The organism is Pseudomonas maioricensis (assembly GCF_022790535.1).
Lineage (GTDB): Bacteria > Pseudomonadota > Gammaproteobacteria > Pseudomonadales > Pseudomonadaceae > Aquipseudomonas > Aquipseudomonas maioricensis.
The window spans coordinates 280,935-295,075 of sequence record NZ_LOHG01000002.1 but is presented as its reverse complement, the minus strand read 5'-3'; the positions used below and the strand labels follow the sequence as shown (position 1 = coordinate 295,075).

The following is a 14,141-nucleotide window of genomic DNA, read 5'->3' as shown; positions in this document are numbered from 1 at the left end:
TCGCTGAATAGTGAACAGGCTGATCGTGCCTCAACGACAGTTAGAAGTTGTAGCTGACCGTGGCGCTGACATTACGCTCTTCGCCCAGATAGCAGTAGCTCAGGCTTGCACAGGAGGCGACGTAGGACTCGTTGGTCAGGTTGTTTGCGTTCACGCGCACGTCCACGCCTTTGAGCCCGACTTTGCTCAGGTCGTAGCCGACCGAGGCATCGAACAGGGTGTATGACGGCACCTTCATGGTGTTCTCTGCATCTGCCCAGCTATAGCCGACGTAGCGAACCCCAGCACCCAGGCGCAATCCATCCAGCGCGCCGCTGTTGAACGCGTAATCCCCCCAGAGCGATGCCATGTGCTTGGGCGCTTGTGTCGGTGAGTTGCCTTTGTTTTCGATAATGTTGGTGGCTGTGCTCAACGTGCTGATCATTGATTTGGAGTATTCAATGTCAGTCAGGGTGTAGCTGCCCAACACTTTGAAGTTAGCGGTTAGCTGCATATGCCCCTCAAGCTCCAGACCCTGCGAGCGCACTGCGCCAATAGGGCGGTAGAAGTTCTCCTGAGGGAGCTTGGAGGCAAGGTTCTCCTGATCAATACGGAAAACCGAAGCGGTGAACAGGTTGTCCGTTCCGGGCGGTTGATACTTGATGCCCGCTTCCCATTGGGTGCCATCGGTCGGCGCCAGCGGGTTACCCTCGCTGTCTGCATACGAGTTCGGATTAAACGACTCGGAATAGCTCAGGTAGGGCGCAATTCCGTTATCGAACAGATACAACACGCCAGCTCGACCGGTGAGTTTGGTGCGCTTGTCACTGACTTCGGTACCTTCTGGACGCCCGACTTCTGCTATCCGGTTTTCCTCGGAGGTCTCTACCCAGTCCTGACGCAGGCCCAGAGAGAAGCGCCACTTGTCCAGTTCGATCAAGTCCTGTGCATAAACGCCGGTTTGCTCCAGGCGGCGCTCGTAACTGGTGGGGCTGAAGTAGCTGATCGCTGAGTTGCCATAGACCGGGTCGAACCCATTGAGCGATGCGACTGAACCGCTGGTCCAGTCCACCATGGTTTTGCGCCGCTGGTAGTCAACACCCAATAGCGTCGTGTGCTTGGCCGAACCAGTGAAGAACTCCGCCTGCAGCATGTTATCGACGATAAACGCGTGCAGGCGTTCGTCGCCGCCGGAGTAGTAGCGCGTCAGTTCGTTACTGGTGGGCGTCGTCCAGTCGTAGGCGTAAATCTGATCGTTCTTCACCTTCGAGTCCAGGTAGCGGAAGTTCTGTCTGGCGGTAAAGACATCGTTGAAGCGGTGCTCGAACTGGTACCCAAAGGACTGTTGGTCGCGGCTGTATCCATCCACGCCCGGCTCGCCGTCGAAGAAGTGCTCGGAAAAACGCTGCCCGTTGCGTTGATGCAAACTGCCGCTGGCTGGCACGCCACCGTGATAGCCGCCTTCAGGATCGTGTTGCAGATAGGCCTGAAGGGTCAGCGATGTGTCCTCACTGAAGTCGATGCTGACGGTAGGAGCCAGCGCATAGCGTTTCTCCTCGACGTGATCGAACTGGGTATCTGACTTATCCACAAGCCCGGTCAGACGATAGGCGATTCGCTTGTCTTCATCCACAGGCCCGCTGAAATCAAACCCCACGCCGCGCTGGCCTTGGGTACCCACCGTGGCCTGAACCTGATGGTACGGCTCATACAGGGGTTTTTTACTGGTCAACGCCACCAGGCCGCCCGGCGAACTGCGCCCGTAAAGGACCGATGACGGGCCTTTGAGGATGTCGACCCGCTCCAGAAAGTACGGATCAACCTGCATGGTGCTGTAGGTGCCGCTATCGCCCATGGACTTGAGGCCGTCCAGGTAAATGTTATCCACAGACCCGTCGTTGAAACCACGCATGGCAACGTAGTCGTAGCGGTGAGTTGCACCGTAGGGGTTGGTCAGCACGCCCGGTGTATAACGCATGGCCTGCGACACGGTTTGTGAGCCTTGATCATCCATTTGCTGGCGGGTGACGACCGAGACTGACTGCGAGGTTTCCAGCAAGGACGTACTGGTTTTAGTCGCGATCTGGCTATGAGTAGCGTTATAGCCTTCCATGCTGCCCAGAGCATTACCCAGAGCAAAGCCTCGAATGTCTGTGCTGGGTAAGGCCAGCGCTTCACCCGTCGTTTCGCGCAGCACATAACTGCTGCCATCCTGAGTGACAGCTTGCAGGTTGTTATTACCGAGCAACACGCTCAAGGCCTGATCCGGGGCATAGCTGCCTTGCAAACCTGGCGACTGCTTGCCGGCTGTTTGCGCTGGCGTGGCGGCCAATGTGATACCCGCTTGCCGGGCAAACTGGTTCAGCGCTTCGCCCAATGACCCTGCTGCAATGGAATAGCTACGCATGGCGCCTGCTGGTGCCGCGCCGTCCTGAGCCTGAACTGCGAAAGGCAGCGTAGTGGCGCCCAAGGCCAGGCAAATCAATGCCGCGCGAACAGCCGTGGTGAGGTGTGTTGCGCAAGCATCAACGGCGACGTTTTGCGGGTTCGATTGCGATTTACCTTGAGGCCGGGTCATGGGCGATTCCGTGAAGGTCAGTTAAGAGAACGGTGGTGCTGTCCTCTAAGCCGGACCTGCAGGCAAAACCCGCCAAAAAAATTCGAGACATCAGGCCTGGCGCTGCAGCGTGACCCACCAGCGCGTGCGATACCGCAGTTGCACAGGCAGGGTCTGGGTAATGACCGAGAGCAGTTTGTCGGTGTCTTCCAGTCGGAAAACACCAGAAAGGCGCAGGTCGGCGACGTCGTCAGCGCAACCGAGATGACCGTGACGATAGGTCCCTACCTCGGTGAGCAAGTCTCTGAGACGCATGTTGCGGGTCACGATCAGGCCTTCGCTCCACGCCCCGGCATCCATGTTGAGCTCGGGCAACTGAACCGCTTCGCGAGACGACACCAGGTAATGTTGCCCGGCGCCGACAGTAATGGGGGATGCGACCGGGGAGCGGATGATCGATTGGCCCTCTAGTACGCTGATGCGAGTCTGGTCTTGATACTGCCTGACGACGAAGCGTCCATGCAGACCCTCGAACAACCCGTGGCGGCTCTGGACGAGCAGCGGCCTGCGAGTTGGACTTTTCACGTCGGCACCACATCCCAGCAGAATCTCGCCTCTATCAAGAGTGATCAGGCGGCGTTCGGCGTTGAAGTCCTGATCCACTGCACTGTCTGTGTTCAGTTGCAGGCTGGAGCCATCCAGCAGTTGATATCGTCCACGTTGACCCACGTGGGTAGCGAAATCTGCGCTCCATTGCGGCCAAGGCATGACTTCGCGCGACAGCCAGGCACTGGAACCCACCACGACCAGACCGGACAGCAGCTTCAGCGCTTGTCTGCGCCCCAGGCGCTGAGCGCTGTTTTCCAGTGCTTCCAGTGCTGCGCCCGGCGCGGGCAGATTCTGAAAGCGGCTGTTGAGTTCGCCGTTCAAGGCCTGGATACGCTGCCAGGCGCATTCGTGGTCCGCATGCGCAACGCGCCACTGCTCACATTGCTCGCGCAGTCGAGGGTCATGTCCCTGGCTGTTCAGGCGCACTGACCATTGAATCGCCTGTTTTACGATCTGCGGCGAAGGCTCTTGCGATCGCGCATGAACAGAGGCACCGCTCACGCTGAATACCGCAACAGATAGCAGTGATAAAGCGCGTCGGCGACATAGCGTTCTACCGAGCGCAACGACACGCCCATTCGTTCGGCAATCTGCTTGTAAGGCAGGCCTTCACACTGAGCCAGCAGAAACGCCTGACGGACCTTGGGTTTCAAGCCATCGAGCATTTTCGCAATGCTCTCCAGCAACTCGAAAACCAATTCCCGAGACTCGGGCGAAGGGGACTCGTTGCTAGGCATATGTGCGAGGGCTTCCAGGTAAGCGCGCTCCAACTCTTCGCGTCGCCAATGGTCAATGACGATCCCTTTGGCGACCGTGCGCAGAAACGCCCGCGGGGCTTTCAGCTCCAGCATTTCATGACGATTGAGCAGCCTGACGAATGTGTCCTGCGCCAGATCGGCGGCATCGGCTGCATTGCCCAGCTTGCTGCGCAGCCAGGTATTCAGCCAACCGTGATGATCGATGTAGAGCGTGCGCAATGTGGCGTGATGAGAGGGCATCGCGGCGCGCCATCCCAGCGCGGTGTAAATGATAATGAGTCGCATTGTGTTAAAGCGCTGCACAATTTGCAACTGCTTAGGGATGAAACGCCCGCCGCGTGTGCCTTATGTCCTCAGGTATTGCAGGACGGTTTCGATGCTGGCCAGTGATGGTGCGGACATCAACTGCCCGGTTGGGCACCACGGATAACTGACCTGTTGCAACCAATCCATCACCGGCTCCAGCTCCACTGCCGGGCAGACTAGCATCTGCTCGATGGTGATAGTCAGATGCGTGGTTAATCCGGAATCGAACTGCCAGTCATATCGCCCGCAACCAAAACGTAGGTCCCCGGTGGCCTTGTCCGACATCCCCACCAGCCACTTGCAGTGGTACTCGCTAGCTCCGTCGGCTGGCGGCTCACCCATGCAGAAGGTGTAGACGTTTTCATAGCTCTGCCCGAAACGCCGGACCAGCACCTCCGCGATGCCGTCACGCCCCTCAACCTTGGGCGGGAAAGAAATGCTCCCTGTGTGGACAACCATCTCCAGCGTGGCGTCGCTTGCGAACGCCTGGCGTAGCAAGTGCGGGCGATTGCCGTCTTTGGCGAGAATGTAGTGTTTGATGGCTTGGGCTGGGGTTGGCATCTCTGATCGTCTTTTTGTGAGTGGTGCGTAGACGTCACACTTTATTGAATTTATAGGCTAGTTGCCCACTGCCGCCAATTGGATAGGGTGTCAGGAAACCTGTCATGAGTTTTCAGCCAATTGGACAAGGCAGGATCAATCCACTGCACGACTTCTGATACGTCGTGATGGAGTTGAAGAAGTGGTTGCCACAGCAAAGGTTCATGGTGAAAGCACCTGTTACGTAAACTGCGTCCATGATTTAAGCGTGCACGTATCAATTCTGGCCGCTTAGCCGCTTTCGGACAGTAATAAAACACTTTCATTAGTGGTTTGGAGAGCTTGTTGATGCTAGCTCTGTTGAACATCGCGGTCCAAAAGCCGAAGCTGAGTTCCGAAACGACATTATCGGGGGTTTTAGCAAGATATCTCTGAGTCAAGTTGACTTCAGCCTCTCTGACCTTATGGTAAAGCCTCTCCAACGCTACATCTCCGCAATCTGCCCAGGCTCCGTACCAATCATCCCGCCCGTAATGAATAGCCATCTCTTTTTGAATCCCATTACGCAGGGACACTTCAAGTACGTGAAATACAGATACCAGCGACTCAGCAATCCTCATGTTGTGCAGATAGGCTTCAGCTGCTCTAGACTCAACACCTCTATGGCCCTGCAGATATCTCGACATCCGTGGCGCTGATAGCTTTGATTCCAGCGTCTTCCATATCATTTTGAGGGAGAGGTCCTTGTGGTTGCAGGGCAAACGTTGATGAGCAGGTTGGTCATGTTATCCCCTGATAGACGCGACAAGTACTCAGCCGTTTCCTCCCGTCGTGCGGGAAATTTCAGCTACTGACGCCCGCCAAATCAACTTGAATGAGGCTCCCGTCTTAGCGTTTGACTGAACCATGATTGTTGAATATATTCACCTCGCTGCCCTGATCACTCCACTCCCGGGATTCTGAAACGGTGATGAGTCCAGGTTAAGTACGGCCCCGCTCTGCGGGGCCTACTCGTTTCTGGGGGGGCTCTGGCTTCCGTCTGCCCTGCAAGTGCCATAGCGCTTGGTGAATGTCATTAACACCCCGCAACCATTCATTCCTTCAAAGCTCGGCCCGATGTCGCAGGATGCGAGGATCGCTTTTTCAAGGAAGAATCATGTCTCTGGCCATTGTTCATAGTCGTGCCCAAGTGGGCGTTGAGGCACCTGCTGTGACGGTCGAAGCGCACCTCGCCAACGGACTGCCTGCGCTGACGCTGGTGGGTTTGCCGGAAGGCGCGGTGCGCGAAAGCAAGGATCGGGTGCGCAGTGCGATTATTAATTCCGGGCTGAAGTTTCCGGATCGGCGTATCACGCTCAACCTCGCTCCGGCGGATCTGCCCAAGGACGGTGGCCGGTTCGATCTGGCCATTGCTCTGGGTTTGCTGGCTGCCAGCGGTCAGGTGCCATTGGTGGCGTTGCAGGATGTCGAATGCCTTGGCGAGCTAGCCCTATCGGGTGCGATTCGTCCGATTCAGGGTGTGCTGCCAGCTGCGTTGGCGGCTCGCGCTGCTCAGCGGACGCTGATCATTCCGGCAGTGAATGCCGAAGAGGCGTGTCTGGCGTCGGGCTTGCGGGTGATCGCGGTCAATCATCTGTTGGAGCTGGTGGCGCATTTCAACGGGCAGACGCCCATCACGCCGTACCAGTCCAGCGGGCTTTTGCATCAGCCCAAGCCTTACCCGGACCTTAGCGAAGTCCAAGGCCAGACTGCTGCGAAACGGGCGCTGATCATTGCCGCTGCTGGCGCGCACAATCTACTTTTTAGCGGCCCACCCGGCACCGGCAAAACCCTGCTCGCCAGCCGCTTGCCGGGTTTGCTGCCGCCGCTGGATGAGTACGAAGCGCTGGAGGTGGCGGCCATTCAGTCGGTGGCCAGCCAGATCCCGCTTACCTGTTGGCCGCAGCGACCGTTTCGACAACCCCATCACTCAGCATCCGGCCCGGCACTGGTCGGCGGTGGCAGTCGGCCGCAGCCCGGTGAAATCACCCTCGCCCATCACGGCGTTTTGTTTCTGGATGAGTTGCCGGAGTTTGATCGGCGCGTGTTGGAGGTGCTTCGCGAGCCGCTGGAATCGGGCCATATCGTGATCTCCCGAGCGCGGGATCGGGTGCGGTTTCCGGCGCGGTTTCAGTTGGTGGCCGCCATGAATCCCTGCCCTTGTGGATATCTTGGCGAGCCCACCGGGAGGTGCCGTTGTTCGACAGAGCAGATCCAGCGTTATCGCAACAAGCTGTCGGGACCTTTGCTGGATCGGATCGACCTGCACCTGACCGTCGCCCGAGAAACCACAGCACTCAATCCTGCCGTGCAAAGCGGTGAAACCACTGCCAGCGCTGCGGCCGTGGTTGCCAAAGCAAGGGATCGCCAGAACCGACGTCAGGGATGTGCCAACGCGTTTCTGGATATGCCTGGGCTCCGCAAGCATTGCGGGTTAACCCGTGAGGACGAAGCCTGGCTTGAAACGGCCTGTGAGCGATTGACCTTGTCGCTGCGCTCGGCGCATCGGTTGCTCAAAGTGGCAAGAACGCTGGCTGATCTGGAGCAGGTGGATGCGATTAATCGCAGTCATGTGGCGGAGGCGTTGCAGTATCGACCGGCGAGTGGTTGATCAGCAGGATGGCGCCGCGAGTTTGGATAGTGTGATGTCGTGGGACCGGCTTTAGCCGGGAAGGCGGTAGTTCGGCAGATAAAGATTCAGCGTCTGCCCCGGCCTCTTCCCGGCTAAAGCCAGTCCCACAGGAGATTTACGTCGCACATCAGGCTTTGGGCAAGGCATAAGTTTTCCACAGGGTCGGCTTCCTACAGCGTCAGCGGAGTTATCCACAGGTCAACAGTGCCTTGCGCCGACAGCCGTGTGCGCTTCACCGGATTACCCTCCTTCCCGGCTGAATATTCAGCTACTGGATTTGGCGATCTGGATAAGGAGCAGTACTGCTAACCATATGAAGCGTGCATATTGGTGCATGTGCTTTGCTATGGCTGCTGTATGCGGGAGATCTTCGGGTCTGCCGGTCGCTCCTTACCGGTTCGCCAACCCGCATGCAGCTGCCACCCTATCGTTTGGCGACGAGAAACGGCGGCTCCAACCAAGGAGAAGCACTTTTGAATACATGCACTAACCCACCCCACACCCCCATGCTCTTCATCCGCCAGAAAAAACACATGCACGCCATTTGCCTCGAAGGCCAGGTCTGGTTCTGCGCGCGCGATCTGGGCTATCTGATGGGGATTTTTCTGGATGAGCACCGCGCCCGCAAACTGGCGCCCGACCAGCGTAAAACCGTTTTGCTGGAGCGCTATGGGGTGACGCAGGAAGCGCTGATGATCAGCGAATCCGGGACCTACGCTCTGCTGCTCTACCAGCACGGCGCTCACAACGGGCCGCTGCGTGAATGGCTTGAGCATCACGTGGTGCAAACCCTGCGCGACCGTGATCAAGTGCCGACAGCGCAACGCCCGGTGCTGGGTTTGATGCATTGGCCCAACATGACGCTGAGTCTGCTGAACTGGCAGAACGAATCGTGGATTCGCGTGCGCGATATGCCGGAAATATTGCTGGAACGTTCGCGGCAGAGCGCCGGGAAGACCGCTTCCTGGTGGCGACGGTTGTTGGCTTAAACCATACAGTTGGTATCGCGGACTGTATCTTGCGGGCCATCTTTCTCCTGCTTAAAGTGGCGCGCACTTAAGTCAGGAATACACCCTCATGGAATTCAACAACGGCTTCCTGCTCAGCCTGTCGCTGTGTCTGGAAATTGGCCTGGCCAACATGGCAATGATCAATATCGCCATGCAGCGCGGTTTTGCTCAGGGCGTCTGGTTGGGGCTGGGTACCTGCGTCGGCGATCTGATCTATGCCGTACTGGCGATGATGGGCATGGCTGTTCTGTTGCAATTCGAAGCGGTGCGCTGGGTGTTGTGGATTGGTGGCTCGCTGGTGCTGTGCTTCTTGAGCGTGAAAATGCTGCTCAGTGCTTTCAAGACTGACGGGACAATGCAGCAAAGCGGTGAGCAGTGGGGCAAGACCAATCTGGCGTTGTTCTCCAAAGGCATCATGCTGGCAATGTCTTCACCGAGTGCCATTTTGTGGTTTGCGGCTGTGGGCGGCGCGATCATTGCGCGACAAGGGCATGACGTGGCGAGCGCAGGTCTATTCCTGTCAGGCTTTTTTGCGGCGGGTTTGCTGTGGTCTATTTCGCTGTGTGCGGTTGCCTACCAGGGCGGTCGACTCATCGGCGAGAAGCTGATGAAGTACACCTACATAGCGTCGGCGCTGATCTTTGCGTACTTCGCGGTGTACGTGGTGGTGAGCGGGTATGCGGAGTTTGTTGGGGGGGCGGTTGGTCTGTAGGGGCCAACATGCAATCCCTCGCGTTGAAATGCATTTCCTGTAGGAGCTGCCGAAGGCTGCGAAGCATTTATCCAGATATACCCCCATCGCAGTCTTCGGCAGCTCCTACAGATCCAATGTCTGCGGCGCGAAAGCGCGGTGTCAGCAATACTGAACCGCCAAAAAAAAACGCCCCGAAGGGCGTTTTTTTATGTCACTTGGCAATCAACGAAACCGGTCAACCTCGGTGCGCAAATCGGCAGCCAGGGTGTTCAGTTCCTCTGCGGTAATGGCCAGATGCGAAACGACTTCACGTTGTTCGCTGTTGGCCATGGCGATGCTTTGCAGGTTGCTGCTCAGTAAGGTTGCAGTGCTGCTTTGCTCTTGGGTCGCGGTGGTGATCGCAGCGAATTGCTGACCGGCCGAGCGGCTTTGCTCGTCGATCTGCGCCAGCGCAGCAGCCACTTTGGCGTTGCGCGCCAGGCCTTCCTGCATCTGGGCATTGCCCTGCTGCATGGTTGAGATAGCGTTGCCGGTCTCTTGCTGGATGCTGGTGATCATCCCGGAGATTTCGTTGGTCGCATCCCGGGTACGCGTTGCCAGGCTACGCACTTCGTCAGCAACCACTGCGAAGCCACGACCTTGTTCGCCCGCCCGTGCTGCTTCAATAGCGGCGTTAAGGGCCAGCAAGTTTGTCTGGTCGGCAATCGAGGTGATCACGCCGACGATGCTGCCGATTTCCTGAGAGCGTTGCCCCAACGTGTTGATGACCGCCGCGGTGCTGTTGATCGAGGCGGCGATCTGCTCCAGGGAGGACGATGCTTCTTGCATCGAGGCGCGACCGATACGGGTCTGCTGAGCATTTTCCTGAGCCAGACGTTCGGTGTTGCCCATGTTGTCGGCAATGTTCAGCGAGGTGGCGCTGAACTCTTCTACCGCGCCCGCCATGCTGACGATTTCACCCGATTGCTGCTCCATGCCGCGATAAGCGCCACCAGAGAGGCCGGACAATTCATGCGCGCGGCTGCTGACTTGTTGGGCGGCCGTGCGGATGTGCGACACCATGGTCGACAGCGCTTCACCCATCTTGTTGAAGCTGGTTGCCAGTTGACCGATTTCGTCATGGCTGGTGATGTTCAAGCGCACGCTCAAATCACCGGCACCCAGTGCTTCGGCCTGACGCACCAGTTCAGACAGCGGGCGCAGTTTGCTGCGCAGCAACCAGATAGCGGAGCCCACTGCAATTAACATGGCCAACAGGCTGCCGATTGCCAGTTGCGTACCGACATTCCACGTTACCGCGCTGATTTCGTCCTTGGGCATGTTTGCCAGAACGGTCCACGGCCCACCGCTGAAAGGCTGCGCAACGCTGTAGAAGTCTTCGCTGGTGTCGTTCCAGTACTGGCCTTTACCTGGCTTTTTTGCAAATTCAGCGACTGATTTGCCGGCTTGATCAAGGGCCTGTACGCCTGCTGGTGGCACCAGCCAACGGTTCTGATCATCAAGCAGGGCCAGAGAGCCTGTTTTGCCGATGCGGAAGTTCTTCAGGTTTTCGAACTGGGCATTCTGCGCGTCGGTGTAATCGAAGCCGACGAACAATACCGCGATGACTTTGCCGGAGCTGTCTTTCACGGGGGTGTATTGCGTCATGTAGTAGCGCTCGAACAGCACGGCTTTACCGACGTAGCTCTGGCCCGACATCAAGCGGTCGTACGCAGGGTTCTTGCGGTCGAGCATGGTGCCGATAGCGCGGCTGCCATCCTGCTTGGTCAGCGAGGTGCTGATGCGGATGAACTCTTCGCCGCTGCGCACAAATACTGTGGCCACGCCTTCAGTCAATTGGCGGAATTCGTCAACTTCCCTGAAGTTGTTGTTCAGCGCACTGCCCGCAAGGATCAGGCTCGGTGTCTGCACCCCGGCGACTGTGACTGGCTGATCCGCCTGAACGGTAAGGCCGCTGGCGAAACGCTTTTCAAACAGCCCGCTCAAACGCTGAGTGCTGACCCGCAGCGTGCTGTGAAATGTGTTGAGCTGGTCGGCCAGCAAGCGTGCCTCACTCGCCATGTGCTCTTCACGAATGACGAGGTTGGCTGAGTCCAGTGAACGCAACGCAAAGACAGTACTGCCTGAGATGACAACTGCCAGAATAACGGCCAAAGCAATACCGAGTTGCGAAGCAATTCGGGCACGGGGCTTGGACATGACGGCTCCTGGCCGAACGGAGGGTCTTCAATGACCTCTAATAGCCGTTCAGCTGAATTTAATTAAGTTAGTTAGCCTTGGTTGTACAAAATTTGTACATGGGGGCGTCAATTCTACACATCGGCCTTGTCGCGTAATACTTGAGTATGGTCCCCGGTTTTGTAGGATTCGGTTACAAACTGTGTCGCAATGCCACTATTCCCTGAGGATTTGCACCTCGGGCAACTCCATGGCGTTGACTTCGCTCTGCAGAAAATCCCCCAATCGACGCAAGCGTTCGCTGCCGGGTCGGGTTCTTGGCCACACCAGATAATAGTCTTCGCCGCTGTAAACAGCGGTTCGCCAAGGCAGACTCAAGCGGTTCTGGGCGACATCTTCGGCGACCATGAGTAGATCCCCCATGGAAACCCCATAGCCGCGAGCGGCGGCGATCATACCTAATTCCAGCGTGTCGAACACCTGCCCGCCTTTAAGTGAAACCTGTTCCGATAACCCCGTGCGTTCAAGCCAGCTGCGCCAGTCCCTGCGGTCCGGCGTGGGGTGCAGCAATTCGGCGCTGGCCAGGCGTTCGATATTCCAAGGCTGATCGTCCACCAGATTCGGCGCGCCCACAGGAATCAACAACTCGGGGAACAGGCGTATGGCCTCCCAGTCGGCGGGCAGATGGCCGCGACTGAGCAGCACGGCGCAGTCGAAAGGCTCATGACTGAAGTCCACCACATCGATTTCCATCCATGCGCTAGTCAGTTGCACTTCATTGCCAGCCTGCAGATGACGGAAGCGACTGAGGCGCGCCAACAGCCAGCGCATGGTCAGGGTCGGCGGCGCTTTCATGCGCAGGATCCCATCATCGACCGAGAGCGTGCTGCAGGCGCGCTCCAGAGACGAAAAGCCGTCGCGCACGCCTGGCAGCAAGGTCCGGGCGGCTTCGGTGAGCTGAATATTGCGACCGATGCGCTGAAACAGTCGGCAGGCAAAGTGATCTTCCAGGGTACGAATGTGCCGACTGACCGCACTTTGGGTGATCGACAGTTCTTCGGCTGCTCGCGTAAATGAACTGTGCCGCGCAGCCGCTTCAAATGCGCGCAGTGCATAAAGAGGTGGAAGACTACGAGGCATTCAGAACGCTCCTGCTGCGGGGAAGGCCAATCTTAGCTAAAAAACCAAGAGATGAGTTTTACTCATGCTAACGATCTTATTTATCCCTTTGTGCCCGCGCACGTAACTGATGAGAATGGGCGGCTCATAACTGCCCCCTGAAATCGAGCGTCGCGCCATGCAACAACCTGCCATCAAAGAACTCTGGATCATCCTGCGCCTTGCCGGGCCGCTGATCGCTTCACAGATGGCGCACATGCTGATGGTTTTCACCGACACGGTGATGATGGGCCATATCGGCCCGGAGGCCTTGGCGGGCGGTGGTTTGGGCGCTGCGACTTACAACTTCATTTCGTTTTTCTGCGTCGGCGTCATGGCCGCAGTCGGCACGCTGGTGGCTATCAGGCACGGCGCGGGAGACAGCAAAGGCGCTGCGCAACTGGTTCAGGCCGGTGTCTGGCTGGCGTGGGGCATGGCATTGATTGCCATGCTGATCCTGTGGAACCTTGAGCCCATCTTGCTGCATTTCGGCCAAACCGAATCCAACGTGCACATGGCAGGTCAATTCTTGATCACCTTGCCACTGGCGTTACCCGGTCTGTTGACGTTCATGGCCTTGCGCGGCTTTACCAGTGCATTGGGGCGTGCAGGCCCTGTCATGGCGATCAGTCTGGGTGGTGCGATTGCCAACTTCGTCCTCAACTACGCCTTTATCCATGAAGTGTTCGGGCTGCCGAATCTGGGCCTGATGGGCATTGGTCTGGTGACGGCAGTGGTGACCAACGGGATGGCGGTGATTCTTGCGCTGCATATCCGTCGACATCCTGCTTACGCGGCCTATCCGATCCGCGAGGGTTTCTGGCAGCTTTCGCGCAGCCATCTCAAAGAGTTGTGGCGGCTGGGCTTGCCAATCGGCGGGACTTACGCGGTTGAAGTCGGCCTGTTCACCTTCGCGGCTTTTTGCATGGGAGCCATGGGCAGCACGCAAATGGCAGCGCATCAGATCGCTCTGCAGTCAGTGTCGATGGCGTTCATGATTCCGGTGGGGATTTCCTACGCAGTCACCATGCGCATTGGTCAGCACTACGGCGCGGGTAATCTGTTGTTGGCCCGAACTGCCGGGCGCGCAGGCATAGCCTTTGGCTCTGTGGTGATGCTGATGTTCGGGATGTTGTTCTGGCTGGCACCGCACCTGGTCATCGGTCTGTTCCTGGATATCAATGACCCGAAATTCGCCGACATCGTCGAGCTGACGGTCAAGCTGCTGGCGATTGCCGCCTGGTTTGAAATTCTCGACGGCGCGCAAACCATCGCGATGGGCGCGATCCGTGGCTTCAAGGATGCGCGGACCACCTTCCTTATCGGGCTCGCCAGTTACTGGCTGGTTGCAGCACCGGCAGCGTGGATATTTGGTTTTTACACCAACCACGGTGCCGAGGGCGTCTGGTGGGGGCTGGCATTGGGGCTGCTGTGCTCAGCGATTGCGCTGACCTGGGCCTTCGAAAGAAAGACCTCGAAGCTGTTACGCCGGGAGGCTGCGGCGGTGCCGGTGATGGGGTAAGTGAGACTTGATTGCCTGTTTACCACCGCTGTCGCGGAACAAACACGATCCTGTAGGAGTGAGCTTGCTCGCGATAGCGTGAGTTCAGGCAATATATTCTTCAATCAAGACCAAATCGCGAGCAAGCTCACTCCTACAGTTCCCCGTTTGCTGCGCGAT

The 14,141-nt window shown here is 57.7% G+C and carries 10 protein-coding genes and 1 pseudogene; 4 read left to right on the top strand and 7 right to left on the bottom strand.

Annotation, left to right across the window (positions count from 1 at the left end):
- Window positions 1–40 precede the first annotated feature (40 nt).
- The 4 genes from AUC61_RS03955 to AUC61_RS03940 form a co-directional block, all read right to left on the bottom strand.
- Window positions 41–2,557 carry a TonB-dependent siderophore receptor gene (locus AUC61_RS03955; protein WP_243244548.1) on the bottom strand — a complete coding sequence of 839 codons (2,517 nt, stop codon included), beginning with the start codon at window positions 2,555–2,557 and terminating at the stop codon, window positions 41–43.
- Between the two features lie 90 nt (window positions 2,558–2,647).
- Entirely contained in the window at window positions 2,648–3,646 is a 999-nt protein-coding gene (locus tag AUC61_RS03950) for a FecR domain-containing protein (protein WP_243244547.1), read from the bottom strand.
- The gene (locus AUC61_RS03945; RefSeq protein ID WP_243244546.1) at window positions 3,643–4,143 is read right to left on the bottom strand and encodes a sigma-70 family RNA polymerase sigma factor; all 501 of its coding nucleotides are present in this window, start codon (window positions 4,141–4,143) and stop codon (window positions 3,643–3,645) included. The genes AUC61_RS03950 and AUC61_RS03945 overlap by 4 nt, the downstream gene beginning before the upstream one ends.
- Window positions 4,144–4,248: 105 nt before the next feature.
- Entirely contained in the window at window positions 4,249–4,770 is a 522-nt protein-coding gene (locus AUC61_RS03940) for a nuclear transport factor 2 family protein (RefSeq protein WP_243244545.1), read from the bottom strand.
- A gap of 1,135 nt (window positions 4,771–5,905) precedes the next feature.
- On the opposite strand from AUC61_RS03940, the gene AUC61_RS03930 reads away from it, so the two are divergent.
- From AUC61_RS03930 to AUC61_RS03920, 3 genes are all read left to right on the top strand, one after another.
- The gene (locus AUC61_RS03930; protein WP_243244544.1) at window positions 5,906–7,399 is read left to right on the top strand and encodes a YifB family Mg chelatase-like AAA ATPase; all 1,494 of its coding nucleotides are present in this window, start codon (window positions 5,906–5,908) and stop codon (window positions 7,397–7,399) included.
- Window positions 7,400–7,893: 494 nt separating this feature from the next.
- Window positions 7,894–8,409, top strand: a complete 516-nt coding sequence (locus AUC61_RS03925; RefSeq protein ID WP_243244543.1) for a BRO family protein — start codon at window positions 7,894–7,896, stop codon at window positions 8,407–8,409.
- Between the two features lie 88 nt (window positions 8,410–8,497).
- The gene (locus AUC61_RS03920) at window positions 8,498–9,142 is read left to right on the top strand and encodes a LysE family translocator (RefSeq protein ID WP_243244542.1); all 645 of its coding nucleotides are present in this window, start codon (window positions 8,498–8,500) and stop codon (window positions 9,140–9,142) included.
- Between the two features lie 204 nt (window positions 9,143–9,346).
- Here the strand turns inward: AUC61_RS03920 and AUC61_RS26565 are convergent, their stop codons facing one another.
- From AUC61_RS26565 to AUC61_RS03910, 3 genes and pseudogenes are all read right to left on the bottom strand, one after another.
- Window positions 9,347–10,069: a methyl-accepting chemotaxis protein gene (locus AUC61_RS26565; protein WP_422765021.1), complete on the bottom strand. Its 723-nt coding sequence runs from the start codon at window positions 10,067–10,069 to the stop codon at window positions 9,347–9,349.
- 132 nt (window positions 10,070–10,201) lie between these two features.
- A pseudogene (locus AUC61_RS26560) lies at window positions 10,202–11,323 on the bottom strand (Cache 3/Cache 2 fusion domain-containing protein); the annotation flags it as partial.
- Between the two features lie 195 nt (window positions 11,324–11,518).
- The gene (locus AUC61_RS03910) at window positions 11,519–12,442 is read right to left on the bottom strand and encodes a LysR substrate-binding domain-containing protein (protein ID WP_243244540.1); all 924 of its coding nucleotides are present in this window, start codon (window positions 12,440–12,442) and stop codon (window positions 11,519–11,521) included.
- A 157-nt stretch (window positions 12,443–12,599) separates the two neighbouring features.
- Here AUC61_RS03910 and AUC61_RS03905 point away from each other — a divergent pair, with 157 nt between their 5' ends.
- Window positions 12,600–13,982, top strand: a complete 1,383-nt coding sequence (locus AUC61_RS03905) for a NorM family multidrug efflux MATE transporter (RefSeq protein WP_243244539.1) — start codon at window positions 12,600–12,602, stop codon at window positions 13,980–13,982.
- Window positions 13,983–14,141 lie beyond the last annotated feature (159 nt).